28 protein-coding genes and 1 riboswitch are annotated in these 26,333 nt (G+C 57.4%); of the genes, 8 read left to right on the top strand and 20 right to left on the bottom strand.

The features are described 5' to 3' along the window. Positions 1-259 precede the first annotated feature (259 nt). The 5 genes from RUA4292_RS21640 to RUA4292_RS21620 form a co-directional block, all read right to left on the bottom strand. Entirely contained in the window at positions 260-901 is a 642-nt protein-coding gene (locus tag RUA4292_RS21640) for a phosphoribosylanthranilate isomerase (RefSeq protein ID WP_058279473.1), read from the bottom strand. Positions 902-910: 9 nt separating this feature from the next. Then, positions 911-1,261 (bottom strand): lipopolysaccharide assembly protein LapA domain-containing protein, encoded by a 351-nt coding sequence (locus RUA4292_RS21635; protein WP_058279540.1) that lies wholly within the window; start codon positions 1,259-1,261, stop codon positions 911-913. A 7-nt stretch (positions 1,262-1,268) separates the two neighbouring features. Beyond that, a complete protein-coding gene (gene ihfB, locus RUA4292_RS21630; RefSeq protein ID WP_058279472.1) occupies positions 1,269-1,553 on the bottom strand; it encodes an integration host factor subunit beta in 285 nt (94 codons plus the stop codon). A gap of 271 nt (positions 1,554-1,824) precedes the next feature. Beyond that, positions 1,825-3,501, bottom strand: a complete 1,677-nt coding sequence (rpsA, locus tag RUA4292_RS21625; protein WP_058279471.1) for a 30S ribosomal protein S1 — start codon at positions 3,499-3,501, stop codon at positions 1,825-1,827. Positions 3,502-3,749: 248 nt separating this feature from the next. After that, positions 3,750-4,025 carry a DUF6525 family protein gene (locus tag RUA4292_RS21620; protein ID WP_233493514.1) on the bottom strand — a complete coding sequence of 92 codons (276 nt, stop codon included), beginning with the start codon at positions 4,023-4,025 and terminating at the stop codon, positions 3,750-3,752. A 215-nt stretch (positions 4,026-4,240) separates the two neighbouring features. On the opposite strand from RUA4292_RS21620, the gene RUA4292_RS21615 reads away from it, so the two are divergent. Continuing rightward, positions 4,241-5,716, top strand: coding sequence for a sulfatase-like hydrolase/transferase (locus RUA4292_RS21615; RefSeq protein WP_058279538.1), 1,476 nt, complete (start codon positions 4,241-4,243; stop codon positions 5,714-5,716). Between the two features lie 95 nt (positions 5,717-5,811). On the opposite strand, the gene RUA4292_RS21610 is transcribed toward RUA4292_RS21615, so the two are convergent. Both RUA4292_RS21610 and RUA4292_RS21605 read right to left on the bottom strand, forming a co-directional pair. Then, positions 5,812-7,500, bottom strand: a complete 1,689-nt coding sequence (locus tag RUA4292_RS21610; RefSeq protein WP_058279470.1) for a tryptophan halogenase family protein — start codon at positions 7,498-7,500, stop codon at positions 5,812-5,814. A 306-nt stretch (positions 7,501-7,806) separates the two neighbouring features. Next, the gene (locus RUA4292_RS21605) at positions 7,807-8,331 is read right to left on the bottom strand and encodes a hypothetical protein (RefSeq protein ID WP_058279469.1); all 525 of its coding nucleotides are present in this window, start codon (positions 8,329-8,331) and stop codon (positions 7,807-7,809) included. A 218-nt stretch (positions 8,332-8,549) separates the two neighbouring features. Between RUA4292_RS21605 and RUA4292_RS21600 the strand changes: the two genes are divergently transcribed. After that, positions 8,550-9,029 (top strand): YHS domain-containing (seleno)protein, encoded by a 480-nt coding sequence (locus tag RUA4292_RS21600; RefSeq protein WP_058273166.1) that lies wholly within the window; start codon positions 8,550-8,552, stop codon positions 9,027-9,029. A 24-nt stretch (positions 9,030-9,053) separates the two neighbouring features. Here the strand turns inward: RUA4292_RS21600 and RUA4292_RS21595 are convergent, their stop codons facing one another. The 10 genes from RUA4292_RS21595 to miaB form a co-directional block, all read right to left on the bottom strand. Then, a complete protein-coding gene (locus tag RUA4292_RS21595) occupies positions 9,054-9,680 on the bottom strand; it encodes a (d)CMP kinase (protein ID WP_058279468.1) in 627 nt (208 codons plus the stop codon). Between the two features lie 5 nt (positions 9,681-9,685). After that, a complete protein-coding gene (aroA, locus tag RUA4292_RS21590; protein WP_058279467.1) occupies positions 9,686-11,038 on the bottom strand; it encodes a 3-phosphoshikimate 1-carboxyvinyltransferase in 1,353 nt (450 codons plus the stop codon). A 68-nt stretch (positions 11,039-11,106) separates the two neighbouring features. Beyond that, the gene (trmB, locus tag RUA4292_RS21585) at positions 11,107-11,817 is read right to left on the bottom strand and encodes a tRNA (guanine(46)-N(7))-methyltransferase TrmB (RefSeq protein WP_145975039.1); all 711 of its coding nucleotides are present in this window, start codon (positions 11,815-11,817) and stop codon (positions 11,107-11,109) included. Positions 11,818-11,920: 103 nt separating this feature from the next. Continuing rightward, a complete protein-coding gene (metK, locus tag RUA4292_RS21580; protein WP_058279465.1) occupies positions 11,921-13,102 on the bottom strand; it encodes a methionine adenosyltransferase in 1,182 nt (393 codons plus the stop codon). 5 nt (positions 13,103-13,107) lie between these two features. Continuing rightward, a riboswitch (SAM-SAH riboswitch) is annotated at positions 13,108-13,156 on the bottom strand. A gap of 45 nt (positions 13,157-13,201) precedes the next feature. Continuing rightward, positions 13,202-14,695 (bottom strand): apolipoprotein N-acyltransferase, encoded by a 1,494-nt coding sequence (gene lnt, locus RUA4292_RS21575; RefSeq protein WP_058279464.1) that lies wholly within the window; start codon positions 14,693-14,695, stop codon positions 13,202-13,204. Then, positions 14,692-15,579, bottom strand: a complete 888-nt coding sequence (locus RUA4292_RS21570; protein WP_058279463.1) for a hemolysin family protein — start codon at positions 15,577-15,579, stop codon at positions 14,692-14,694. The genes lnt and RUA4292_RS21570 overlap by 4 nt, the downstream gene beginning before the upstream one ends. Positions 15,580-15,615: 36 nt before the next feature. Beyond that, positions 15,616-16,110 (bottom strand): rRNA maturation RNase YbeY, encoded by a 495-nt coding sequence (ybeY, locus tag RUA4292_RS21565; RefSeq protein ID WP_058279462.1) that lies wholly within the window; start codon positions 16,108-16,110, stop codon positions 15,616-15,618. A gap of 39 nt (positions 16,111-16,149) precedes the next feature. Next, positions 16,150-17,172 carry a PhoH family protein gene (locus tag RUA4292_RS21560; RefSeq protein WP_058273235.1) on the bottom strand — a complete coding sequence of 341 codons (1,023 nt, stop codon included), beginning with the start codon at positions 17,170-17,172 and terminating at the stop codon, positions 16,150-16,152. A gap of 154 nt (positions 17,173-17,326) precedes the next feature. Then, positions 17,327-18,082 carry an outer membrane protein gene (locus tag RUA4292_RS21555; protein ID WP_233493513.1) on the bottom strand — a complete coding sequence of 252 codons (756 nt, stop codon included), beginning with the start codon at positions 18,080-18,082 and terminating at the stop codon, positions 17,327-17,329. Positions 18,083-18,290: 208 nt separating this feature from the next. Continuing rightward, on the bottom strand, positions 18,291-19,610 hold the full coding sequence (gene miaB, locus RUA4292_RS21550; protein WP_058279461.1) for a tRNA (N6-isopentenyl adenosine(37)-C2)-methylthiotransferase MiaB: 1,320 nt from the start codon (positions 19,608-19,610) through the stop codon (positions 18,291-18,293). A gap of 120 nt (positions 19,611-19,730) precedes the next feature. Here miaB and RUA4292_RS21545 point away from each other — a divergent pair, with 120 nt between their 5' ends. Then, a complete protein-coding gene (locus RUA4292_RS21545) occupies positions 19,731-20,594 on the top strand; it encodes a hypothetical protein (protein WP_058279536.1) in 864 nt (287 codons plus the stop codon). A 29-nt stretch (positions 20,595-20,623) separates the two neighbouring features. Here the strand turns inward: RUA4292_RS21545 and RUA4292_RS21540 are convergent, their stop codons facing one another. After that, positions 20,624-21,421 (bottom strand): phytanoyl-CoA dioxygenase family protein, encoded by a 798-nt coding sequence (locus RUA4292_RS21540; protein ID WP_058279460.1) that lies wholly within the window; start codon positions 21,419-21,421, stop codon positions 20,624-20,626. 86 nt (positions 21,422-21,507) lie between these two features. Here RUA4292_RS21540 and RUA4292_RS21535 point away from each other — a divergent pair, with 86 nt between their 5' ends. Next, positions 21,508-22,398 (top strand): LysR family transcriptional regulator, encoded by an 891-nt coding sequence (locus RUA4292_RS21535; RefSeq protein ID WP_058279459.1) that lies wholly within the window; start codon positions 21,508-21,510, stop codon positions 22,396-22,398. 1 nt (position 22,399) lies between these two features. On the opposite strand, the gene irrA is transcribed toward RUA4292_RS21535, so the two are convergent. Beyond that, a complete protein-coding gene (irrA, locus tag RUA4292_RS21530) occupies positions 22,400-22,816 on the bottom strand; it encodes an iron response transcriptional regulator IrrA (protein WP_058273233.1) in 417 nt (138 codons plus the stop codon). 188 nt (positions 22,817-23,004) lie between these two features. Here irrA and fabA point away from each other — a divergent pair, with 188 nt between their 5' ends. Genes fabA through RUA4292_RS21510 form a run of 4 tightly spaced genes read left to right on the top strand, consistent with a single transcriptional unit; the run spans position 23,005 to position 25,820 of the window. After that, complete coding sequence (fabA, locus tag RUA4292_RS21525) at positions 23,005-23,514, top strand: bifunctional 3-hydroxydecanoyl-ACP dehydratase/trans-2-decenoyl-ACP isomerase (protein ID WP_058279458.1); 510 nt, start codon at positions 23,005-23,007, stop codon at positions 23,512-23,514. 31 nt (positions 23,515-23,545) lie between these two features. After that, positions 23,546-24,775: a beta-ketoacyl-ACP synthase I gene (fabB, locus tag RUA4292_RS21520; RefSeq protein WP_058279457.1), complete on the top strand. Its 1,230-nt coding sequence runs from the start codon at positions 23,546-23,548 to the stop codon at positions 24,773-24,775. A gap of 5 nt (positions 24,776-24,780) precedes the next feature. Next, positions 24,781-25,572 carry an enoyl-ACP reductase FabI gene (locus RUA4292_RS21515; protein WP_058279456.1) on the top strand — a complete coding sequence of 264 codons (792 nt, stop codon included), beginning with the start codon at positions 24,781-24,783 and terminating at the stop codon, positions 25,570-25,572. Beyond that, a complete protein-coding gene (locus RUA4292_RS21510; RefSeq protein WP_058279455.1) occupies positions 25,569-25,820 on the top strand; it encodes a hypothetical protein in 252 nt (83 codons plus the stop codon). The genes RUA4292_RS21515 and RUA4292_RS21510 overlap by 4 nt, the downstream gene beginning before the upstream one ends. 18 nt (positions 25,821-25,838) lie before the next feature. Here RUA4292_RS21510 and RUA4292_RS21505 read toward each other — a convergent pair whose 3' ends face one another. Next, positions 25,839-26,267 carry an FKBP-type peptidyl-prolyl cis-trans isomerase gene (locus RUA4292_RS21505; protein WP_058273150.1) on the bottom strand — a complete coding sequence of 143 codons (429 nt, stop codon included), beginning with the start codon at positions 26,265-26,267 and terminating at the stop codon, positions 25,839-25,841. Positions 26,268-26,333 lie beyond the last annotated feature (66 nt).

Genomic DNA, 26,333 nt, shown 5'->3' with positions numbered 1-26,333 from the left:
GCGCCTGTGTGGTCCCGAATGGGCAAATGTCAGCATGGCCTCGGCGTCTTGCCAAACACTTAGTGAAAAGTAGAGCCCACCGTGAGGGAACATCTGCGCATGCTCGCATAATGGATCCGCTCGCGCCTGCTTCAACGCTTGCCCGGCCCGCCAAAAGAACTCTGGCGCGTTGTACCAATGTTGCAGGGAAACCCCACCAATCGCTGCAATCATCTTTGTTCCTCCCCAGCGTTATACACGGGGGAGCTCAGCATGCAGATCAATGAGTGGCGGATACGAATTCGGAAATCTTAATGGTATCTTTAACTCCCGGCGCGCTTTCGACACCCGAAGACACATCAACTTGTTTTGCACCGGTCATCCGGATCGCCTCGGCAACGTTGTCTGGCGTCAGTCCCCCGGCCAGCATCCACGGCTTTCGCCAGTATTTCCGGCCTGCGAGCAATCTCCAGTCAAAGGCAAGCCCATTGCCGCCCGGCAGTTCGGAGGTGCGCGGCGGCTTCGCGTCGATCAGCAATTGATCAGCCACTTCAGAATACAAATCAATCGCGCTCAGATCCTCAGCTTCGGCGATGCCGATTGCTTTCATCACCGGCAAGCCAAACCTGTCGCGAACCTCAGAAACACGCTGCGGTGTTTCTTTGCCGTGCAGTTGCAACATGTCCAAGGGCACGCTTGCGACGACGCGGTCCAGTTCCTCGTCCGTCGCATTCACGGTCAACGCGACCTTGGCCACGCCTGCCGGCACCAGCTGTGCCAGTGACGCGGCTTCATCAATGCCAAGATGCCGTGGCGATTTTTGGAAGAAGACAAACCCGACATATCGCGCGCCAGCGTCAGCCGCAGCGCGCACGTGATCAGGTGCGGTCAGCCCGCAGATTTTAACAGCTACGTTCGTCATAAAAGTGCCTCAGCTGGCTTCGTCCAGCAGAGCCAGAACGTCGTCCTTGCCCTCATTCTGCTTTTTCTTGAGCTTCTTGACCTCACGCTCAAGCTTACGCACTTCTCCGGTCTTGGTCGAGGCATCGCGGCGGTGTTTGTGCTCGCGCAGCCATTCCCACAGGAAGCCGATGATCAGACCGGCCACGACGCCGCCCAACACCACGATGAACAATGGCAAAGACGTTGAGAAATTGAGCCCCAGCAACTCCGCCAGGGCATCCGGCATCAGTTTCAACTCGACCATCTGGCGATTGGCCAGCGAGATTGACACAAGAACGATCCCAAGGATCGCCAGGAAAGCATATCGAAGGTAACGCATCATGGTGTCAGGCTTTACCGTTCAATCGGTCCCTTAGCAACTTGCCAGTTTTGAAGAATGGAACACATTTTTCTTCGACCTGCACGGTCGCACCCGTACGAGGATTGCGGCCAACACGCGCATCCCGTTGTTTGACCGAGAACGCACCGAAGCCGCGCAGTTCAACACGGTCGCCACGCGCCATGGCATCTGTCACTTCTTCGAACACGGTATTCACAATCCGCTCGACATCACGCTGATAGAGATGCGGGTTTTCGTCGGCGATTTTCTGAATCAGTTCTGAACGGATCATGAGTGTTACCCTCCCAGGCGACCGGTTAACCATGTCTATACTTCTGGACAGTATAGGAAAAAACCGTGATCGGGGGAACGTAAACTCTGTGTGCAAAGCATTCATTTTACTGCAAAGTCGCGCGATTTTTTGCTTGTTCAGGCAAAATCCGCTCTTAAAGCGTGAACGACGGCCGCAATAAGCCCAAATTTTGGAACATATTGATTCGCAACAAAAACGGCCCCGCGCGTCTGCACGGGGCCGAAAATTCGGCTGAAAATCCAGCCTGAGCTTAGTCGCCGGATTTCAGCGCTGCACCCAGGATATCGCCCAGCGATGCGCCCGAGTCGGAAGAACCGTACTGTTCCACGGCCTCTTTCTCTTCGGCGATCTCACGTGCCTTGATCGACAGACCCAGACGGCGAGTCTTGCTGTCGACATTGGTGACGCGGACGTCGATCTTGTCGTTAACCGAGAAACGCTCAGGGCGCTGCTCTGCACGATCACGCGACAGGTCGGAACGACGGATGAAGGACTTCATGCCTTCGTATTCCACCTCGATGCCGCCATCTTCGATCGCAGTGACTTCGACAGTGATGATCGAACCGCGCTTCACGCCGCCAACGGCTTCTGCGAACTTGTCACCACCCAGGGCTTTGATCGACAGCGAGATACGCTCTTTTTCCACGTCAACTTCCGAGACAACGGCCGAAACCATGTCGCCTTTGCGGTAGTTCTGGATCGCATCTTCGCCACGTTCGTCCCACGACAGGTCGGACAGGTGAACCATGCCGTCGATGTCGCCTTCGAGACCAATGAACAGACCAAATTCGGTGATGTTTTTGACTTCGCCTTCGACTTCGGTGCCCTCGGGGTGTGTTTCTGCAAACACTTCCCACGGGTTGCGCATGGTCTGCTTCAGGCCCAGAGACACACGACGCTTGGCGCCGTCGATTTCCAGAACCATGACGTCGACTTCCTGGCTGGTCGAAACGATCTTGCCGGGGTGGACGTTTTTCTTGGTCCAGGACATCTCGGACACGTGCACCAGACCTTCGACACCGGCTTCCAGCTCGACGAACGCGCCGTAGTCGGTGATGTTGGTGACGCGACCCTGATGGACCGAGCTCAGCGGATACTTGGCAGCAACCAGATCCCATGGATCTTCCTGCAGCTGCTTCATGCCCAGGCTGATGCGGTGGGTCTCTTTGTTGATCTTGATGACCTGAACCTTAATGGTTTCGCCGATCGTCAGGATCTCGGACGGGTGATTCACACGACGCCATGCCATGTCGGTGACGTGCAGCAGGCCATCAACGCCGCCCAGGTCAACAAACGCACCGTATTCGGTGATGTTCTTGACCACGCCTTCGACGGTCTGACCTTCGGTCAGGTTGCCAATGACTTCGGCACGCTGTTCGGCACGCGATTCTTCCAGGATAGCGCGGCGCGAAACAACGATGTTGCCACGACGGCGGTCCATTTTCAGAATCTGGAACGGCTGCTTCAGACCCATCAGCGGGCCAGCGTCGCGTACCGGGCGGACGTCAACCTGCGAACCGGGCAGGAACGCAACTGCGCCACCCAGATCGACGGTGAAGCCACCTTTGACGCGACCAAAGATTGCACCTTCGACGCGCTGGTCGTCGGCATATGCTTTTTCCAGACGGTCCCATGCCTCTTCACGGCGGGCCATCTCGCGCGAGATAACGGCTTCGCCACGGGCGTTTTCTGCGGCGCGCAGGTAGACTTCTACCTCGTCACCAACGGCGATTTCAGGAGCTTCGCCGGGATTTGCGAATTCTTTCAGATCAACGCGGCCTTCCATTTTGTAGCCGACGTCGATGATGGCTTGGCCGGCTTCGATCGCCAGTACCTTGCCTTTGACAACAGAACCCTCTTCGGGCGTGTCCATTTCGAAGCTTTCGTTCAGGAGGGCTTCGAATTCCTCCATGGTTGTATCAGCCATCTGGCAGTGTTTTCCTTTACATACATTTTTACTGGCCGAGCGGTTGTCTCCGCCGGTCTTGTTTCATGGTGTCATCGGACGTGACCCGGTGCGCCGCTGAGCAAACAAACACAAAGGGCCGAGGTTACCCGGCCCTGCTCAGTAACGTCATCCGGACGTTGACCGCCCTTGTGTTGACAGCGCGCGTATATGCGGAATTCCCGACATGTGCAAGAGGAAAGCCTTGATATACAGGGCACCGGCCGCCGTCACCCCCGCCGCGCCATGTCCCAAACGCGCCCGTCCCGTTGCAACATGGATTGCTCAATGGCATTCAAACGCGAATAGGCATCATTGGGATCATGCGCGCCGCCTACCTTATCCCAAATGCGCAGCGCTGAGGCCGGGCTCCACGGCAAACAAGCCGAGGCAAGCCACCATCGCAATTCGGCAGGCAACGCATCATAGGCCTGCATTAGCGATCCCGTCCGCCGGCGGCGTTTGATCCGGCTGCGCAGGTTTCGGTTCTTTCGGCGGTCAGTCATTTTGCGCTCCTTTCATCGGCGCGCACGAACCTAGGCTTTCAGGTGTCAATGGATATCGCCATGCTCGCTCGATTTTTTTGCTATGTTATTACATTATCAATATCCGTATGCAACCGCTCTCGTTAGGCGCATTTCCCGATTCCTGCGAAGAATGTCGCGTTTCGAACAGCAAAGTCAGCGCCAATTGCAAAGCTTTGAGAAAGCCGGAGGATTTCATGCGTCAAGACCTGAACTTTCTCGTCATCGTTTCAGACGAACACCGCAAAGACGCGATGGGATGCGCGGGCCATCCGATTGTCAAAACGCCCAATCTGGATGCACTGGCCACGCGCGGTACGATGTTTCAGTCCGCCTACACACCCTCACCCATGTGCGTACCCACACGGGCGGCGCTTGCGACCGGAGACTGGGTTCACACGACAGGAAACTGGGACAGCGCAACCCCCTATGACGGCCACCCGCGCAGCTGGATGAGGCAGGTGCGCGACGCCGGGCGCGAGGTCGTCTCTATTGGAAAACTGCACTTCAGGTCCAACCAAGACGACAATGGCTTCTCGGAGGAGATCCTGCCGATGCACGTGGTCGGAGGTGTCGGCTGGGCTGTTGGGCTTTTGCGCGAAAACCCACCAGACTATGATTCGGCATCCGAGCTGGCAGGCGATGTGGGCGTCGGGCCCAGCACCTACACCGATTACGATCTGGACATTACCGCAGCAGCCGAGGCCTGGCTGGCCGATCCCGCGCGACAGGACAAGCCCTGGGCTGCATTTGTGTCGCTGGTCAGTCCGCACTATCCCCTGACCTGTCCCAAGGAATGGTACGACATTTACGACCCTGCTCATATGGATTTGCCTGTCGGTTATGGCAAAGGGCTGCCGGATCATGAAGAGCTGCGCAACATCGCCGCGTTCTTCAACTATGAGGACTATTTCGACGAACAGAAAATGCGCGAGGCGAAAGCGGCTTATTATGGCCTGATCTCACTGATGGATGATTGCGTGGGGCGCATCCTGAAAGCCTTGTCCGACAGTGGTCATGCTGAAAATACGGCCGTGATCTATGTATCCGACCACGGTGACATGATGGGGGATCAGGGGTTTTGGACCAAACAGGTAATGTATGAGGCCAGTGCAGGAATTCCGATGATCGCGGCCGGCCCCGGTATCCCGTCGGGGCGACGCGTCACCACATGTACCAATCTGACCGATATCGCCGCAACCGCCCGGGACGTCTGCGGCATCGAAGCCGACGACGGCAACGCGGGTCAACCCGGCTTGTCTCTGATCGAGTTGGCAAATGCGCCGGACGACGCCGACCGAACCGGCTTCAGCGAATACCACGATGGTGGGTCAAAAACCGGCAGTTTCATGGTGCGATGGGGCGAATGGAAATACGTCTATTATGTCGGACAGCCCCCGCAATTGTTCGACCTGTCAATCGATCCTCAAGAACAGACCAACCGCGCGCTGGATCGGGTAAATGACCCGCAGGTTCAGACCGCTCTGGCCGAAGGGGAACGCCGTCTGCGAGAAATCTGCGACCCCGAAGAGGTCAACTCCCGCGCCTTTGCCGATCAACGCAAGAAAATCGAAGACCTGGGCGGAGAAGAAGCCTGCCGCACGGCCTTTGTCTTCAATCACACGCCCACCCCGTCCGAGCAGGAAAAGCTGCGTGAAGGACCCGCGCTTTAACGCAGGTATTTTGCATTTCTCCAGTGGGTCTTCGGTCCGCGCAGCGCAGTTCAATGCTGCCACCACCGCAAAGCTGCGCGGAGCGCTAGGACCTTCTAGAACAGTTGCAGGTCCTTCTTGCCGCTTTGGATTTCGGCAAGGTTCGGCATGTTCTGGATTGCCACGGGTGCAAGTTGTTCGCCCGGCATCGCGACGGTCGGTTGCATCGCAGCCGCCATACCAAAGGCTGGCGGTTGCTCCAGCTCTCCTCGGATATCGCGCAGCAGTGTTTTGTGATCCGGCATCGCCTTGAGGATCTGCGCAAGATCCACCTTCGCGCCCTTCCACCACTGGAACCAAATCGGTTTCTTCAACGGCCGCAGACGATCACGGATGCCGGTCCCATAGCCGGTGTCATAGACCTGCTTGCCCAAAAGAACCGTCTGATAAACGCGGAAATTAAACAGTGTGGCGAATTCGATATCGTGTTCCATGGGCAGGCGGTGCTGCCACAATTCCAGGTTTTCGGCCAAACGATCCGGTATCTTCATCTCTGTGCGCGCATCGATCCAATATTGATCATCCGTGCGGTTGCCCAGGCGATAGTGCAGACAGATGAAATCCAGGACCTCGTCATACATCTTGTTCATTTGGCGGTTGTATCTTGCCCGCAGCGATGGTTCGATGTCGCGTGTAGGCAGGTGTTCTGCGAACCAGCGCACCGCATGATCAACCATATGGATTGCGGTACTTTCCAACGGTTCAATGAACCCGCCAGACAAACCGATTGCCAGACAGTTCTTGACCCAAGCATTGCGCACGCGCCCGATGCGCATCGGGATCACGCGCGGTGTCAAATCTTTGCCGCTGTCGCCTAGCCATTCGAGATATTCATCTGCCGCCTGATCATCCGTGCGATGCGCCGATGAATACACATATCCTGTGCCCACACGGTTGTAGAGCGGCACCCGCCATGTCCAACCGGCGCCCAGCGCGGTAGACCGGGTGACGCTTTCGATTTTCTCTGGGTCGGGATGTTCAATCTGCAAAGCCATGGCGCGGTCGTTGGGCAGGTAATCCGAGTAATCCATAAACGGCTCACCCAGTGCTTTGTTGATGATCAAACCGCGGAACCCGGTGCAATCTATGACCATCTCGATGTCGTGGCGACCCTTACGCTCTAACATCAGATGGCTGACATTGCCCTGTTCATCCAGCTCAACCGCCTGCACCTCATCTTGGATATGCTCCACCCCGCGCTTGGTGCAGACCTTGGTCAGCATGCCCGCAAATTTCACGGCGTCCAGATGATATGCGTAGCCAAACCGTTGTTCGAACTCGGGTTGACCCAGCGGTCGCCCGCCCTTGCACAGGCGGGCCAGATCGTCATGCGGCGAGATGGATTGCGTAAAGTCCCGATCGCCATTGCCAAAGCGCAAGAAGTATTCGGCGGCTTCCAATCCTTCCAACAACTGACCGTGGGCAAAGGGGTTCACATAATCGATGCGATTGCCCTTTGCGTCCTTGTTCCAATTGCAGAACTTCACGCCCAGCTTGAACGATGCATTGGTCTCGCGAAAAAAATCCCGCTCGGAAATGCCCGCCTGACGCAGAGTGACCGGCATGCGCGGCACCGTGGCCTCACCGACGCCAACAGTGGCGATATTGGGGCTTTCGATCAGGCAGATGCGCGGGCGATCCTTGGGGGCCGAGGTGCGTGAAAACACCATGTCCAGTATCAGCGCGGTCATCCAACCCGCCGTGCCACCACCCACGATAGTGATCTTACGCAAACGATTATTCATATTGTTCTGTCCCTGTTGGCTTGAGGGATTTTTTGGCCGCTTCCCCTTTTTGTTTTTGAGGATTTGTTGGCAGCCTTCCCTTCTGGCATGGGCAAAGCATAGCAGGTTTCCTGCGTCCAGCTAGGGTCTAGCGCGCCCTGACCTGAATGTACTTTCCTTCTTTCGGCAAAGCGACGCTCGGTCACGGCACCCTGCCCCGGGCAGTACAAATAAACGCGATGCGTTAAAGGCAAACCGGGCCGCCGATGGACCGCAGCTTCTGCGCGGCAACTTGAAATCAGAGCAAACGCACTTCCCGGGCGCGTGTCAGATTTCCTCACCTTTTTTCAGAAGCTCTTCGATCAGATCGCGCTGCAAATCCTGGCTGTCGCCCCCTCCGAATTCCGCCGCGCCACCGGTGTACAAGGTGCCATAAGTCTTGGCGATATTCACTGTCTGGGCCAGCCCCGAGATCAGTTGGTTCTTGTCCAGCCGGGATAGCGGATGGATGTACGCAGCCCACAAGATACCATTCGCGAGCGCGTAACGCGCGTCCAGCGTGCTGTCAAAATTCGCCTGCATCACGCGTTCAAGGTCAGCGGGCGACAAATCTTTGGCGCTGCCAATCGCGACCATGGCCCGCATCCGATCCGCATTGATATCCGTAACGACCAGCACCGTTACGTCCCCAACCTTCAGCTCAAACCCCGGTCCAAACGGTTTCGCGTCAGGATCGAGCGCAAAGATTATCTTTCCCAACCGCTCATACGTCATCGGGGGCTCCGGCTCAGCCGTCTCTTGAGCGAATGCACTTCCGGCAAGGAAAATCATCAGTAAGGCTAGTCGGATCATGGCATCTCTCCTGCAGGCTTTACACCGACAATAGGGTCGAGGCGCAGACCTGACCAAACAAAGCTTGGTGAACAGTATTTCGAAGGCACCGACAACTTTGAACGATCTGCAAGATACTCAGGGCTTTCTGCGATAGCTCGTTCAGAACCTAGTTCCTAGCTTTGGTTCAGCGGCTGGCAGACCTGCTGGCCGGATACTGAACCGGAAAGGAAACACAAATGAAGTCTCTCGTTCTTACCACCCTGATCGCCACATTGCCCCTGATCGCAGCCCCGGCCTTTGCTGCGGATGAGATCAACGTATCAAACGGTATTTCTGCCGCCGGTGCGCCGCTTGCCGCGCATGGGGTCGATCTGGTGACTCTCGTTAACGACGGCAACCCGGTCGATGGCTTTGCCACCCACTCGGCCACTTATGACGGCGCATCTTATTACTTCACCAGCGCCGCCAACCGCGAAGCGTTCGAGGCCAACCCGGCGGCCTACCTGCCACAACATGGCGGGTTCTGTTCATTCGGCGTTTCTGTCGGCAAAAAATTCGACGGCGATCCGGATCAATACCTGGTGGCTGACGGCAAGCTGTATCTGTTCCTGAACGCAGATACGCGCGCGGCGTTCCTTGAAGATGTCTCTGCCACATCCGAAACCGCTGACAATCAGTGGTCGAAGATCAAAAGCATCGCGGTCGGAGAGCTGTAGTCTAACAGCCAAAGGCCCGCGAAGTTACGATTTTGCGGGCCTTGCCTTCTCGATGACCTCGACAGCCTGTGCCAAGGCGGATTCGATGCTCAGGTCTGACGTGTCCAGCAAGACGGCATCTTCTGCCGGCTTCATGGGCGCGGCGCTGCGTTCTGCGTCACGGGCGTCACGTTCTCTTACGTCCAACAGCACCTGTTCACGCGTGATATCACTGCCCTTCGCGCTGAGCTCAAGATAACGACGCTCAGCCCGAACTTCGGGGCTGGCGGTGACGAACAGTTTCACCTCAGCCTCGGGACAAATCACAGTACCGATGTCGCGACCATCCAGCACAGCGCCCCCGCTGCGGCGCGCAAACGCCCGCTGGAAGTCAACCAACGCGGCCCGAACCTCGGGGATCACAGCTACTTTTGAGGCTGTTTTCGCAATCTCGGCCGTGCGCAAATCGCCCTGCTCCAACTCTTCGGGGGTCAGGGCTTGTGCTGCCGCAATCGGCTCCAGTCCCTGCAAAGTCCGCCTGCCGACCGCGCGGTACAAAAGCCCGGTGTCCAGATGCGCGAAGCCAAACCGGGCCGCGACCGCTTTGGAGATCGTGCCCTTGCCCGCCGCCGCAGGCCCGTCAATGGCGATTGTGAACTGCGAATCTGACATCAAACCTACCGATTATTACGCTGCAATTTAGCACCCAACGTGGCCATCAAAGGTTCAAAAATCGGGAACGAGGTGGCGATCGGGCCCGCATCGTCGACGGTCACACCCTTTTTAGCGCCCATCCCCAAAATCATGAAAGACATGGCGATCCGGTGGTCAAGAAAGCTCTCACACGTGCCGCCGCCGGGGACGTTGCCGATGCCCAGCCCCTCAACCGACCACCATTCATCACCTTCTTCGACGGTTACACCGTTGGCGCGCAGGCCCCGGGCCATTGCGTCGATCCGGTCACTTTCTTTCACGCGCAGCTCTTTTACACCGCCCATCATCGTGACGCCGGTGGCATTTGCCGCAATCACGGACAGTACAGGGTATTCATCGATCATCGAGGCTGCGCGTTCTGGTAGAACATCGATCCCCTTCATTTTCGGCGAATATTTTGCGCGCAGATCGGCGACGGGTTCGCCGCCCTCTTTGCGCTCATTCTCGTATGTCAGATCTGCACCCATCTCGCGCAGCGTAGTGAACAACCCCGCACGGGTGGGGTTCAGGCCGATGCCCGGCACCAAAACGTCCGAGCCAGGCGTTAGCAACGCCGCGCAGACCGGAAAGGCCGCGCTGGACGGATCGCGCGGCACGGCAATGACCTGCGGTTTCAACTCGGGGCGGCCAGTCAGAGTGATCACCCGGCCCTCATCGGTGTCCTCAACGGTGATTTCCGCGCCAAAGCCCGCCAGCATCCGCTCGGAATGGTCGCGTGTGACTTCTTTCTCGATCACCACAGTTTTGCCGGGAGCATTAAGGCCAGCCAGCAGCACCGCAGATTTTACCTGGGCGGAAGGCACGGGTACCTCGTAGCGCACCGGCGTAGAGTCAGCCGCGCCAACGATAGTCATCGGCAAGCGCCCCCCTGAACGGCCCACCGATTGCGTTCCAAACAGCGCCAGCGGATCTGTGACCCGCGCCATGGGGCGTTTATTCAGGCTAGCGTCGCCCGTAAAAGTCGCCGAAATCGGACAGGTCGCCATCGCGCCCATAATCAAGCGAACACCGGTGCCCGAGTTGCCGCAATCAATCACCTGATCGGGTTCGGCAAAGCCACCGACACCTACACCATGCACAGTCCATTCGCCGCCGCCATGGTCAGTGACCTCAGCCCCGAAGGCGCGCATGGCCTTGGCGGTGTCCAGAACATCTTCACCTTCCAACAGACCCGTGATCCGGGTCTCGCCCACGGCCATCGCACCCAGGATCAGCGACCGGTGCGAAATAGATTTGTCACCGGGCACCTCTGCCGTTCCGGTCAGCGGGCCGCAGGGATGCGAGGTCATCGGGATGGGCGTGCCGTGTCCGGACATGGGGGCTCCTGTTTTCGCTATCAGTTTAAGGCGGATTAGCGAATTGGGGCCGGTTGGTCCAGCCGCAATCAGTCTTTGCGGCGGAAGGTCAGGTAGTGTGGCGTACGGCCTTCACGCAGGGCCTTCTGTTCATAACGGGTGGAAATCCAGTCATCCCACGGCTCGCGCCAGTCGGCAGGGCGCCCGGCCAGCCATTCGAACCCGGCGCGCGGCACCTCTTCCAATGTATGGCGCACATAGTCGGGAATGTCCGTAGCAACGCGAAAAATAGACCCTGGCTTCAGGGCACGGGCCAAAGGCTCCAGATGTTCCTGCGTCACGAAACGGCGACGGTGGTGCCGTGTTTTTGGCCAGGGATCAGGATAAAGTAGAAAAGCGCGTGAGATACTGGCTTCGGGCAGAACATCGAACAGATCGCGCACATCGCCCGGATGCACCGCCAGATTTTCGACCCCGGCCTGACGAATCTTACCCAACAGCATAGCGACGCCGTTGATATACGGTTCGGCCCCAATAATGCCGATATCGGGGTTGCTAGCAGCCTGGTGCACAAGATGCTCACCCCCACCAAAGCCGACCTCAAGCCAGACGTCCCTGCCATCGAACAGAGCGTTCAGATCCAGCGGATGGCGTTCGGGATTGGTTTCCCAATCCACCGCACCCGGTGACAGTGCATCAAGGTCTTCGTTCAGATAGGTCTTTTGGCTGGGCTTCAGGGTTTTCCCTTTGAAGCGGCCATAGAAGTTTCTGCGCGGGCGTTGTGGGGTTTGGGTGCTCATGGCGGTGGCCATACTGCGACGCCGAGGTTGGTTCAAGAGGGGCGTAGTAATCACCGTTCAACAAAAAAAGCGCGCCGATATCGGCGCGCTTTGATAATTCGGATCAGACCGTGGCTTTCAGCGCACCGGCCAGATCGGTCCGTTCCCAGCTAAAACCGCCATCCGCCTCGGGTTCGCGGCCAAAGTGGCCGTAAGCCGCCGTGCGCTGATAGATAGGCTTGTTCATCTGCAGGTGCTGCCGGATACCGCGCGGGGTTAGATCCATGACCTGACCAACAGCCTTTTCGATTTCTGCGTCCGGGATTTCACCAGTGCCGTGAGTGTCTGCATAGATAGACAGCGGCTTGGACACACCAATCGCATAGCTTAGCTGGATCGTGCAGCGTTCTGCCATTCCGGCGGCGACAACATTCTTGGCTAGGTAACGCGCGGCATACGCGGCCGAACGGTCCACCTTGGTCGGGTCCTTACCCGAGAACGCGCCGCCGCCGTGCGGGGCTGCGCCACCATAAGTGTCTACGATGATCTTGCGCCCGGTCAGACCTGCGTCACCATCCGGGCCACCGATCACGAATTTGCCAGTGGGGTTCACGTGCCACTCGGTTTCGTCGCTCAACCACCCTTCGGGCAGTGTTTCACGAATGTAAGGCTCGACAATCGCGTGGATGTCGGCGGAACTCAGCGCTTCGTCCAGGTGTTGTGTCGACAACACGATCGAGCCGACACCCACAGGTTTGCCGTCACGATAAACGACCGACAATTGCGACTTGGCATCAGGACCCAGCGCGGGTTCGCTGCCATTCTTGCGCACTTCGGCAAGACGGCGCAGGATCGCGTGCGAATACTGGATCGGTGCCGGCATCAGCGCAGGCGTTTCCGTGGTCGCATAACCGAACATGATGCCCTGGTCACCGGCACCTTCGTCCTTGTCCGCGGCTGCATCCACACCTTGTGCGATATGCGCGGACTGTTCGTGCAGCAGGTTCGTCACCTCGACGGTTTCGTGGTGGAACTTGTCCTGCTCGTATCCGATATCTTTTATACAGGCGCGCGCAATCTCGTCGATGCGGCCCATGTAATCGTGCAGCTTTTCCTGATCAGACAGACCTACTTCGCCACCGATGACGACCCGGTCGGTCGTAGCAAAGGTCTCGCACGCCACGCGCGCTTCGGGTTCTTCATTCAGAAATGCGTCAAGCACTGCATCGGAGATCCGGTCGCAAACCTTATCCGGGTGCCCTTCGGAAACAGATTCCGAAGTAAATGTGTAGTTCTGTCGGGACATGAAAGTGCTCCATTAAGATTATCCCATCACGTCAGGAAGCCGTTGTAATGAGCATGCAACGGGATACGCATCAAGAAACACAGCGTCAATGCCAAATTACTATTGCTGTTCTCTGGCGTTGCGCCAAAGCAGCGCAAAAAACGCCAACAGCGCGACGAAAACCGGTGCATCACCCAGCCGGGCGTACACAGTCGGAGCCAGCGCCTTGGGCAAAGTCGAATCGACAAAACCGGCCTGCCCCAGGGGCAATGCTTCCGTAACCCGCCCCAGCGGGTCAATCATCGCCGACACTCCGGTATTGGCCGACCGCATCATTGGCAACCCTTGCTCGATGGCGCGCATTTGCGCCTGAGCCAGATGCTGATACGGCCCCGAGCGCGTTCCGAACCACGCATCATTGGTGATCTGCAGCAGAAAATCGGCACGACCTGGTGCAGACAAGACATCCTGAGTGAAGACCGCCTCATAGCAGATAAGGGGTAATGCCTTCCCCAGCTTGCCAGCGTCCATCAGTGCCGCACCCGGTCCGGCGCTAAAGCCATTGCCGGTGGTGGCAGCCATTCCGTAAATTCCGAACTGAGCTAGGATCTCACCAAATGGGACATATTCGCCAAAGGGCGCCAGGTGATGCTTGTCGTAAAGCCCCTGCTGCCGGCCATCTTCGTCCAGATAGATCATCGAATTGTAAATGCGCGGGCCGTCCCCTCTCTGAATACCCAGAAATACGGACGTCCCCTGCGCGGCATCGGCGATTGCGGTCAGATAAGGCTGCGCACTGCCCAGCCATGCAGGAACCGAGGTTTCCGGCCAGACAATCAAATCCGGTCGTGGGGCCGCCGCCGAAAACTCTAGTTGTCGGGCAAAAAACAGCGGGGCGTAATCCGGATCCCATTTCTGATGCTGGGGTGCATTTGGTTGAATGAGGCGAACAACATTGTCAGTGTCCGTAACAGCCGGGCGCGACACGGCATAAATCATTGCGAAACACGCGGTTCCAACGGTCAGGACTATCGGAACCACATAGCCATCGCGCCGCGACAGCGCGGCCCCGAGTGGCAAAGTCGCCAGCAAAGTCACCGCGCCCAGCCCATATGGCCCGAACAGAGACAATAGCTGCGCGACCTGTGTATTCACCCAGACCTGCGCCAGCCCCGCCCAGGGAAACCCCGTCAGGACATAGCCTCGGGCAAATTCCAGCAGTGAGATTGAAATCGCCAGAAACACGGCCTGTGATACGCCATCGCTGTCGGGACGCCACACCAGCCAAAAAGCTAACGCCCAAAACAGCGCGAGGCCGCCTGCCATGAATGTTAGGGCAAAAGGCGCCATCCATCCGTGACGTTGGACATCAACAAGGAACGGCTCGACAATCCAACTGAGCGCATGCGCGAAATATCCGGTCGCAAAGGCCCAGCCCAACCACGCCGCCTTCACCCGCGTCTCAGTCGTAAGAAACAGAGGCGACAGCAGGACCAATGCGATCATTGTTGCCGGCCAAATGCCGAACGGAGCAAGCCCAAACGCCGCGACCGCGCCCAGCAAAGCTGCGGATATTAACCGCAGCCAAAACGGCCAGCCCTGTGCAGGGTTCATTCAACGCGATCCGGCAACATGACACGCAGACGTTTGATCCGGCGCGGGTCGGCATCGATCACCTCGAACTCGGGACCTTCGGGGTGCAACACGACCTCGCCTCGTGCGGGAACGCGACCAGACAGCATGAAGACCAATCCGCCCAACGTGTCGATTTCTTCCTCGTCCACGTCTTCGTGACTTGTCAGAGAACGCCCGATCTCGGCCTCGAAATCTTCTAGCGGAACGCGCGCCTGCACAACATAGCAGCCGGGCTTGTCCTGAATCCAAAGCTGACCTTCGTCGGCATCGTGCTCATCGGCGATCTCACCGACCACCTGTTCGATCAGATCCTCGATCGACACCAGACCATCAACACCGCCGTATTCGTCAATCACCAGCGCCATATGGCGGCGTTCGGTCTGCATCTTCGTCAACAACACGCCAATAGGCATCGACGGCGGCACAAACAACAAAGTGCGCAGCATCGAGACCAGATCAAACTCTGAACCCGTGCCATTAAATCCGTGCGTAAGCGCAAAATCCTTCAGGTGTACAAACCCCAAAGGCGTATCAAGCGTTCCCTCGTAGACGGGGATCCGGGACAGGCCGCTGTCGCGGAAAACCTGGGCAAGCTCATCCTTGCTGATTGTTGAGGGCACAGACACGATTTCCGCCGTAGGAATAGCCACATCTTCGACCCGCATTCGCCGCAGATTGATCATGCCGCGAGGCTGAACCATGTCGACCTCATGTCCATTGGTCGCGCTGACCTCTTCGTCGCTCTGCGGCGAGAACGCGTCCACTATTCGAGAAAAGAAGCCAGCATTTTTGCTGGCATTTTCACCGCTGTCCTTCGGTTGCGCGCTCTGCGCCGCCATAGAACTGCCGTCTGTATCGCCCATAATCCTGTTCCAAATGATCGGCCAATGCGGCCACTATTACATACTATATGGGTGATCTATACCCATTTTGCCAAGTATCTCGACCTCGACCCCTTCCATCAAAGTGGCGTCGGGGTCCCGGATGTGGTCATAGCCCAGCAAGTGCAACACTCCGTGAATGATCAGATGCGTGACGTGATCGTCCATGGTTTTGCTGGCGTCGGCTGCTTCACGGGCACAAGTATCGAAAGATATCGCAATGTCGCCCAGCGCGATTTCGCCCGTAAAGTCTGGCGTGGGTCGGTCTGGTCTCTGCCCCGCTTCATCAGCGGCCAGATCTTCGGCAGGCCAACTCAGCACATTGGTCGGAGTGGGCTTTTCCCTAAATTCCGCGTTCAGATCAGCAATTCGCGCATCATCGCAGGCCAGCAGGCTGACTTCGCACAGCTCGGCGTCCAGATCGCAAAAGTCCAAAACAGCCTTTATCGCGCGCGCAGCCAACGGTTCAAGCTGTTGCCAGCGCGCATCTTCGATCGTCACTTCCAGGTTCATCTCACCGTGTCCAAAGCCCTGTGGCCGCAACCGGGACGACTATGCTTTCTCGCGGCCCGAGTCGGCCTCATACGCTTCGATAATGGCGGCCACAAGCGGGTGGCGCACAACATCCTTGGATGTGAAGTAGTTGAAGCTGATGTTTGGTATCGTATTCAACAAACGCTCGGCATCGGCCAGCCCTGACTGAACACCGCGCGGCAGGTCAACCTGAGAGCGGTCACCGGTGATCACCATTCGGCTTCCTTCACCCAGACGCGTCAGGAACATTTTCATCTGCATGGTCGTGGCGTTCTGAGCTTCATCCAGCACAACAAACGCGTTCGCCAGCGTACGTCCTCGCATGAAGGCCAGCGGCGCGATTTCGATTCGCTTTTCTTCGATCAGCTTGGCCAGCTGCTTTCCCGGAAGAAAGTCATTCAATGCGTCGTAAAGCGGCTGCATGTAAGGATCGACTTTGTCTTTCATATCACCGGGCAGATAGCCCAGCTTTTCGCCAGCTTCGACTGCAGGCCGGCTGAGAATGATCCGATCAACATGGCCTCCGATAAACATCGACACGCCAGCGGCCACGGCAAGATAGGTCTTACCTGTACCGGCAGGGCCAATTCCAAAGGCCAGTTCGTTCTGGAACAGCGACTGGACATAAGCCTTTTGCGCATCCGTGCGCGGCTCGACCAGTTTCTTGCGCGTCTTGATTTCGACCGTGCCGCCTCTGAACATCTCAAGCTGATCACCGTCGCGGCTGCCGGTTCCCGTCTCTGAGCCACCCATACGCAGTTCGCGGTCCACATCGGCCGCTTCGACGTCACGTCCGCCTTCCAGGCGCGTGTATAGCGCCTGCAAAACCTCGATGGCCTGCTTCTGGGCGTCTTCGTCACCCATAACGGCCAGCTGATTCCCGCGGCGCACAATTTGAACAGATAGCTTTTGCTCAATATCTGTCAGATTGCGGTCATATTCCCCGCACAGGTCTATTAACAATCGGTTGTCTGGAAACTCAACAAACGCTTCGCGCTGAGGCATTTCATCTTGCGGTGGGTTTAGGGCACCGATGGCCAATCCGCTCTCCTGTCTTGGCGTTTCACCTTGAGCGTAGACAGGAAGTCTTGGTGGGCGCAAGCCACAGTTTCATTTTTTCCGCCCAAATGGCAAAACCGCCAATGCGCCCGACCCGTGCGCGGTACCTGTTGGCGCCGCTGTTTTAGTCGGCGTGTCAGAACCGATAGTTCAAACCCAGCTTCAGACCGCGATATTTCGGCGTCGATCTGGTTGAGGTTCCATTGCCGAAATCCACGTCTTCCGCGCTGAACTGAACGTATTCGAACTCACCTGTGATCGACCAGTGTTCGGTCAGGTTATGCTCGGCCCCGATGCTGGCGGTAAAGCCGCTGCGTCGGCCGCCACTTTCGAAGAATTGAAAGCCCCCTTGGACGGCCTGTCTGCTTGTTGTGTTGATGTCACCATTCACATATCCAGCCGACACAAAATACAACACTGTACCGCTTTTATTGGTCAGGCCATTGCGCAGCCGAATCGAGAACACGTCCGATATTTCGGACCCGCCCGTGACCGTCTGACCGTTGATCTGGTTGGAGGCGTCATCGCTTAGCGAGCCGAACTCGTACCCAAGCTCAAATCCGTAAACATAGTCGCGCCCGCCGCGCGCAGGCAAAACGCCGCGCCACCCGGCACGCACGCCACCCAACGAACCGCTCAGGTCCAGGTCGCCTACTTCCGAGGTTCCGCCGGGTCCAGTCAGTCCAAATCGATCGTCGCCCCCGAAAGCGTACCCACCCGTAGCACCCAGATAAAAGGCGCTGACGTCACTGCCGAACCGTTTTGGGTTGACGACAGGAGGGTCAGAGAGACCTTGATCCAGATTGCCTGCAGCGGTCACACCGGGAAGCACCGAAACAGCGGTCGCGGTGGTAAGGGCGGATTTCAACAGCCGCCCAGAAAAACGTTTCAAAGTCTTCACTCGTACCCTTTCCATTCACCGACCTGCCCATCCCATCGGCAAGAGATGAGGTTTCCCAAAGGAACAAAACACTCGACCCTTAAGCAACCTGGTTTTTAGCAACCTGATTTTTCTCGGAACATAATTCCGAGTAATAAATCAAGGGTAAATTTGGAATTAACAAAACCGTATGTTTTTCAAAATCCAAGTAGTGGACACGTTACTGCAACGCGCCCGCCAATGAATTTGCGCCCGATGACATGATCCGGACATCGCGCAATTCGCCCACCGCAACATCAGCGTCAGATACGTGAACCGAATGAAGATACTCGGATTTTCCGACCATCTGACCTGGCAGACGACCCGGTTTTTCAAACAGCACTTTCACGTCCCGGCCAACCATCGCGTCCTGAATCTCGCGCTGGTGACGGGTAATCAACCCCTGAAGCCGCTGCAGACGGTCGTCCGCAGCCTTAGGATCAACCTGAGACCGCTCAGCCGCCGGTGTTCCGGGGCGGGTCGAGTATTTGAACGAATACGCATATCCGTATTTGACCTCTTCCACCAAATCCATGGTGGCCTGAAAATCCTCTTCGGTCTCTTCAGGGAAGCCGACGATAAAGTCGCCGGACATCACGATATCCGGGCGCGCGGCGCGAATACGCTCGATCAGGCGCAGATAGCTCTCGGCGGTGTGGCTGCGGTTCATTCGCTTGAGGATGCGATCTGAACCCGACTGAACGGGCAGATGCAGATAAGGCATCAGCTTGTCGCACGTCCCGTGCGCCTCGATCAGGTCATCGGCCATGTCGTTGGGATGTGAGGTGGTGAACCGGATCCGCTCCAGCCCGTCGACCTTGTTCAGCTCCCAGATCAGACCGGCCAGCGTCATGTCACCATTCGGACCAGCGCCGTGATAGGCATTGACGTTCTGCCCCAGCAGAGTGATTTCGCGCACCCCGCGTTCGACCAGATCGTTCGCCTCGCGCAGGATACGATCGGCGGGACGGCTGACTTCGGCACCACGCGTATACGGCACCACGCAGAAGGCACAGAACTTGTCGCAGCCTTCCTGCACCGTCAGAAATGCGGTCGGTCCGCGTTTTGCCTTGGGGCGGTTTTTAAGTTTTTCGAATTTGTCTTCTTCGGGGAATTCCGTGTCCAGCGCCTTGGCACCGGTGCGCGTCTTCGCCTCCATCTCGGGCAGGCGGTGATAGCTTTGCGGACCGACAACAAGGTCAACAATCGGCTGGCGGCGCATAATCTCTTCGCCTTCTGCCTGTGCAACACATCCAGCAACACCGATCTTGAGGTCGGGCTTTTCGGTCTTCAAACCTTTAAACCGGCCAAGCTCGGAATAGATTTTTTCCGCAGCTTTTTCCCGAATATGGCAGGTGTTCAGCAGGATCATATCCGCATCATCGGGGCTCTTGGTTTCCACGTAACCCTGACCGCCCAGCGTTTCCGCCATACGCTCGCTGTCGTATACGTTCATCTGGCAACCATAGGTCTTGATGTACAGCTTTTTGGGTTCTGACATGAAAACGGCCTTTGCATTCGCGGGATCGGCGTCATCTATACCCTACGAACGCCGCTTGCAATGGCGACGCGATTACCCGATTTTGGCCCGAAACTCCAGCAAGGCGGCAGCGGACAGGCAATGCAATACGAATCTCTCGACTCTTTCCTGCAAACGGGCAAGGCCGCTTTGGCAAAGGGCCCCCTCGCGTTGGTTTTTGTCGAAGATGACGTCGAAACTGACAGCACTATCCGTCACCATCTGAATCTGGGCTTCAAGTCCCTGATCGTTTTCATGCCGCAGGAATTTGCGCTGGACCCCGAGCTTGAGGACCGAGTTCACCGCGTCTCTCTCAGCTGCGTCCCGCGCAGCGTCGTGTTTGAGACGATCAACAAGATCATTCAGGCGGCGACAAGTTTGTGGATGTATTACTGCTTCAACGCCGAGTACCTCTTTTTTCCCTTTTGCGAGACGCGCACAATCGGTGAAATGCTGGCGTTTCACACCGAAGAACGCCGCGACTCGATGCTGAGCCACGTTGTCGATCTTTATGCCGAGGATCTGAACGAATTCCCGAACGGCGTCGCACCTGAACACGCGATGATGGATCGCACCGGGTATTTCGCCCAAGCGCGGCTGGATTCGATAAAGCACCCGAAGGAGCGCCAGCTGAATATGTCTGGTGGTTTGCGATGGCGGTTCGAGGAACACGTTCCCGCACAAAGCCGCCGAATTGATCGGATCGCCCTATTCAAATCCAAGCAAGGATTGTCATTGCGGCCGGATCACACGTTCAACGACGAAGAATACAACACGTATTCCTGCCCGTGGCACCACAACCTAACGGCTGCAGTGTGTTCGTTCCGGGCAGCCAAAGCCTTGAAAACCAACGCAGGATCTACTTTTGACATTCCGACATTCCGCTGGCGCAATTCGGTTCCGTTCGAATGGTCGTCAAATCAGTTGCTTGAGATGGGGTTGATCGAAACCGGCCAGTGGTTCTGACCCACCTCAATGACCTATCCGGCGTCTGATCACCGCCGCAGCAACATCGGAAACCAATCCTCGCGCAAGCGCTGGCCCGGAACCATGTCATGCCCCGGAAACGGCGGCGATGTCCGGCCTGGCCGCTCGACATATCGCGCATCGTCACCAACCAGACGCAGTGAAAACGCGCGGCGGCGGCTGTCGGATTGATTTCCTCGCGCACCGTGAAGCGTGCGATAGTTGAAAGCAACCGCGTCGCCCGGCTCCATCTCGAACTCTACAACCCGCATCCCTTCGGCATCCGGGTCCGGGGCCGGGATGTACTGGCCTTCGTCTGGAAAGAACCCATCTTCCGACACCCAGCGGGTCGGCAGGACCTCTTTCTCCCACCGATGCGAGCCTGCCACACAGCGCAGTGTGGCTTGCGTGACCGGATCAAGCGGCGACCAAAAGCTGATCGTTTGCTGCCCTTCAACAAAGTAATAGGGCCCATCCTGATGCCACGGCGTCGCCATCGCGGTTCCGGGCTCTTTGACCAAAACGTGGTCGTGGAACATCTGCACTGTATCCGACTGCATCAAATCTGCCGCGACTTCTGCCGCCGGGGATTCGTGAATTACCGTCTGAAATTGTTCAATGCGAGACCAATTGCAATAATCGTCGAAAAACCGACCCGTCTGGCCTTTTTTCTTGTTCTCGGATGCATAAGGTCCGGGATCCGCCATATTCGCTGCCACCCCTTCGCGCAGGGCCTCAACGTGATCGGCAAATAGCCCTTTGATCAGGACCACGCCGTCCCGTTGATAGGTGTCGATCATTTCGTGAGTAACCAAGGGGTGCGTCATGTCCGTCTCCGTGCCGGTGGTACGACGATCTGCACATGGATGACCCCTCTGTTCAAATAATATCTTTCTAAGGTAGGTTTAATTTCATGTTATATATTTCACTTCGCCAATACGAATATGTCTGTGCTATCGGCCGCTTCGGCAGCTTGTCTGCCGCCGCGCAGCAGCTGAACGTGTCACAACCGGCGCTGTCCACCGCTCTGACGCGCGTCGAATCGCGTCTTGGCCATCCGTTATTTTCGCGAAAACGCGGGGCCGCGCTGGCGCTTACCCCGCAAGGACGCAGATTTATCGAAGACGCGGAAAACTTGCTGACCAATGCGGCCCGGCTTGAGAAAGCGGATCAAGTCAGTGCAACCAGGGCACAGTTGCGATTGGGGTGTTTCGTGGATTTGGCCCCGTTTTTGCTGGCCAAGGCGCTGCGCCCGCTGCGCGTGGCACTGCCGGATTTGACCGTCTCGTACAAGGTGGATGGGTTCGAGGGGCTGATATCTGACCTGATCGACGGGCGCATAGATTTGGCGCTGACTTACGGCCTGAGCATGGATGCCGGATTTCAACAGCAAACCCTTTTCCCCAGCAGGCCAAACGCCATCATGGCCCCGGACCACCCATTGGTGCGCGCGCCGTCTGTTTCGCTGAGCGAGCTGGCCGCCCATCCGCTGATCCTGTCAAACGAAGGCCTCTCATCACAGCACGTGCTTGGACTGTTTCGGCAGATCGGATTGCGACCTTCAGTGGCACACCGGGCGGCAACGCTGGAAATCCAGCGCAGTCTTGCCGCTCATCATGAGGGGGTTGCGATCAGCTATGCCACCCCGCCCTCGGACCTCAGCTATGACGGAATGCCCCTGGTCAGCCATCGAATCCTGGATGACATCGCTGCGGAACCTGTGGTTCTGGCCCGTCATGGCACCGGCCCTACAGAGCCACACATCGCGCAGGCGGAACAGATTCTGATGGAGTTTTTGGCCTGAGTTATTTTTTCCGCAGACGGATCACCACATCGACCGACGCGATCTCAACGCCCTCGGGCGCTTCGGGCAGGCGTTGAATCACCAATTGATCCGACGGCGCATCGCTCAGGCGGCTTTCGTCTTCCCAGAAAAAGTGCGGATGATCGTGGGTATTGGTATCGAAATAGCTTTTCGAACCATCAACCGTAATCTCCTGCAGAACTCCGGCATCACAAAACGCGCGCAGCGTGTTGTAGACCGTTGCCAGAGATACCGCGTCCCCATTCTTTTTGGCCGCCTCAAACAGGCTTTCGGCAGTGACGTGCCGATGGCGTCCATCGCCGACTAAAAGCTCGGCCAAAGCGACACGCTGGCGCGTCGGGCGCAGCCCCGCGTCAACCAACCAATCTGTGGCTCTGTTCTGGCTCTGAGGTGTCATCAATCCGAAACCCAATTGTTGCTGAACCATATATAGGTGCTGTGTTCGGGTAATTTCAAATGAAATTCATTCGCAAAGAATGCCGTCTGCACAACAGGATGTGACGTGCTGCTCTTGCAGGACCTTGCATACGGGTGCTAGACGAGGCCAGATATAACGAACGGACCCCTGGCAGGAGAGGCGGCAGAATGGCCCAATTCCCGAGCAGCTTTGACAAGGACGATCTGCTGAAATGCGCCCGTGGCGAATTATTCGGCCCCGGCAATGCGCAATTGCCTGCACCTCCGATGCTGATGATGGATCGGATCACCGACATCTCGGCCGATGGTGGCGCGCATGGCAAAGGCCATATTCTGGCTGAATTCGACATCACCCCTGACCTGTGGTTCTTTGATTGCCACTTCCCCGGCAACCCGATCATGCCCGGCTGTCTGGGGCTGGATGGCCTGTGGCAGCTGACCGGTTTCAACCTGGGCTGGCGTGGCTGGCAGGGACGCGGCATGGCCGTAGGCGTCGGAGAGGTCAAGCTGACCGGCATGGTCCGCCCCGACCGCAAGATGCTGACCTACAAGATCGACTTCAAAAAAGCGATCCAGACCCGCCGTCTGACCATGGGTGTGGCGGATGGTATCGTCGAAGCGGACGGTGAAATGATTTACGATGTCAAAGACATGAAAGTCGTTCTGTCCGAAGCCTGAGCCTGACCGGCCCGAAATAAGGAGCACGCACATGCGTCGAGTAGTTGTCACCGGTTTGGGGGTCGTGTCCTCCATCGGGAACAATGCCCAGGAAGTAATGGCCTCTCTCAAGGCCGGAAAGTCCGGCATCGAGGCCAACGAGCAGATGGTCGAACACGGCTTTCGCAGCCAAATCGCCGGAACGCTTAAGATTGATCCGGCTGAGCATGTAGACAAGCGTACCCTTCGCTTCATGGGTCCCGGTGCAGCATACGCACATATCGCCATGAACCAGGCAATCGCCGACGCGGGCCTGACCGAGGATCAGGTCGTGAACCCCCGCACCGGTTTGGTTGCCGGTTCCGGCGGCCCGTCGACCAGCGCAATGCTGACCGCGCATCAAACTGTTCTGAAAACGGGCGCAACTAAGCGCATCGGCCCCTTCGCAGTGCCGAAATGCATGTGTTCGACGATCTCGGCCAACCTGGCGACCGCGTACAAGATCAAAGGTATCAACTATTCGATCACCTCGGCCTGTTCCACTTCGCTGCATTGCATCGGCAACGCAGCGGAACAGATCATGCTGGGCAAACAGGACGTGATGTTCGCAGGGGGCGGAGAAGAGCTGGACTGGACACTGTCTTGTCTGTTTGACGCGATGGGTGCCATGTCCTCCAAGTACAACGACACCCCGGAAAAAGCTTCCCGCGCATTCGATCAGGACCGCGATGGGTTCGTCATCTCGGGCGGCGGCGGGATCGTCGTTCTTGAGGATCTGGAGCACGCACTGGCCCGTGGCGCAAAGATTTATGCCGAAGTGACCGGTTATGCGGCCACGTCGGATGGCCATGACATGGTGGCCCCGTCCGGTGAAGGTGGCGAACGCGCGATGCGTCTGGCCCTTTCGACGCTGCCAGAAGACCGCAAGGTCGGTTACATCAATGCCCACGGCACATCGACCCCGGTCGGAGACGTGGGAGAGGTTGAAGCCGTGCGGCGCATCTTTGGTGAAGGCAACGTGCCCCCGATTTCATCGACCAAGTCGATGACCGGACACGCACAGGGTGCCGCAGGCGCGCTTGAGGCGATCTTCTGCCTGCTGATGCTGGAAAATGATTTTATTACGCCGTCGATCAATGTCGACACGCTTGCCGAAGGCATCTTGCCCGGTGAAATTGCAACTCAGGTAGTTGAAAACGCAGGATTGGACAGTGTGATGACCAACAGCTTCGGCTTTGGCGGCACCAACGGCTCCATGATTCTGTCGAAGTATAACGGGTGAATGTAATGTCGGATCTTCTAAAAGGTAAACGCGGCCTGATCATGGGCGTGGCCAATGACCGCTCGATCGCGTGGGGCATTGCCAAAGCCATGCATGAGGCCGGTGCTGAACTGGCATTCACCTATCAGGGCGAAGCCTTCGGAAAGCGTCTTGAACCGTTGGCGCAAAGCCTGGGCAGTGATTTCATGGTGGACGCGGACGTCACGGATGACGCCTCACTGGATCGCGCATTCGAAGAGCTTGGCGCGCGCTGGCCCAACATCGACTTCGTGGTTCATGCGATCGCATATTCGGACAAATCCGAACTGACGGGACGTTTTCTGAACACCACGCGTGCCAACTTCAAGCACTCGCTGGACGTGTCGGCGTATTCCTTCATCGAGGTCGCGCGCCGCGCCTATCCCCTGATGCAAGAGAATGGCGGCACGCTGCTGACCCTGACGTATCAGGGATCGAACAAGGTTGTTCCGAACTATAACGTTATGGGGGTGGCCAAGGCCGCGCTGGAATCGGCGACCCGCTATCTGGCCAATGATCTGGGCCCGGAAGGCATTCGCGTCAACGCGATATCGCCTGGCCCGATGAAAACATTGGCAGGTGCTGCAATCGGCGGTGCCCGCAAGACTTACAAATTCTGCGATCAGAACGCGCCCATGCGCTCGAACGCTACGCTCGAGGCTGTTGGCGGCACGGCCGTTTACCTCACTTCAGATGCGGGAGCATGCACGTCGGGTGAGATCATCCGCGTTGATGGTGGCTTCCACGTTTTGGGTATGCCTCAGCCCGATCACATGTGACCCGTTCTTTCCCTGCCGGTGCCAAGATTTCACCATCTTTCACGGGCAGGGATATCGGCATGAGCAAAGCCGAACATATCCTTTCCAGCAACACTCGCAGCATCCGGTCGCGCCGCAGATCCGGATTTCGGGGCACGCGTGGCATTGTCGCGTTATTGGCCCTGACCACCCTATTGTTGTTTGTGTTTTTCACACAGCCGCAGATGCGGGAAACCGTTAATGCCTGGATCAGCCTCATAACAGGCTGATCCGACTCGTTTCCTAGATCAGTTGATCGAAACGACCTCGATATCAAATATCAGATCCTGGCCGGCCAATGGATGGTTGGCATCCAGCGTGACGGTTGCTTCATCGACCTCTACCACCGTTACCGGAACGGCCTGTCCGTCCGGCGTTTGCATCTGCAATTGGGTGCCGGGATCCAGCGGAATATCGTCCGGAATGCCTTCGCGCGGGATTTGCTGGCGCGCCGCGGGGTTGATCGGGCCATAGGCGTCCACGCAGGCGATCTCGACCCGCTTTTTGTCGCCAATGTTCAAACCCGGCATCGCCGAATCCAAACCCGGGATAATCTGGCCCGTGCCAACGACGAATTCCAGCGGGTCACGTCCTTCGGAACTGTCAAAGACGTTTCCGTCCAACAGCGTTCCTGTGTAATGGATGCGAACCGTGTCGCCTTGTTTGATTTCGGTCATATTGGTCTCCGGCCTTTTTTGGGGTTTAGCGGCCAAGCCTAGGAGGTAACACGATATTGTAAACCC

Origin of the sequence: Ruegeria atlantica, assembly GCF_001458195.1 — a bacterium.
Classification (GTDB): Bacteria; Pseudomonadota; Alphaproteobacteria; order Rhodobacterales; family Rhodobacteraceae; genus Ruegeria; species Ruegeria atlantica.
This window is presented reverse-complemented; position numbering and strand designations above follow the sequence as displayed.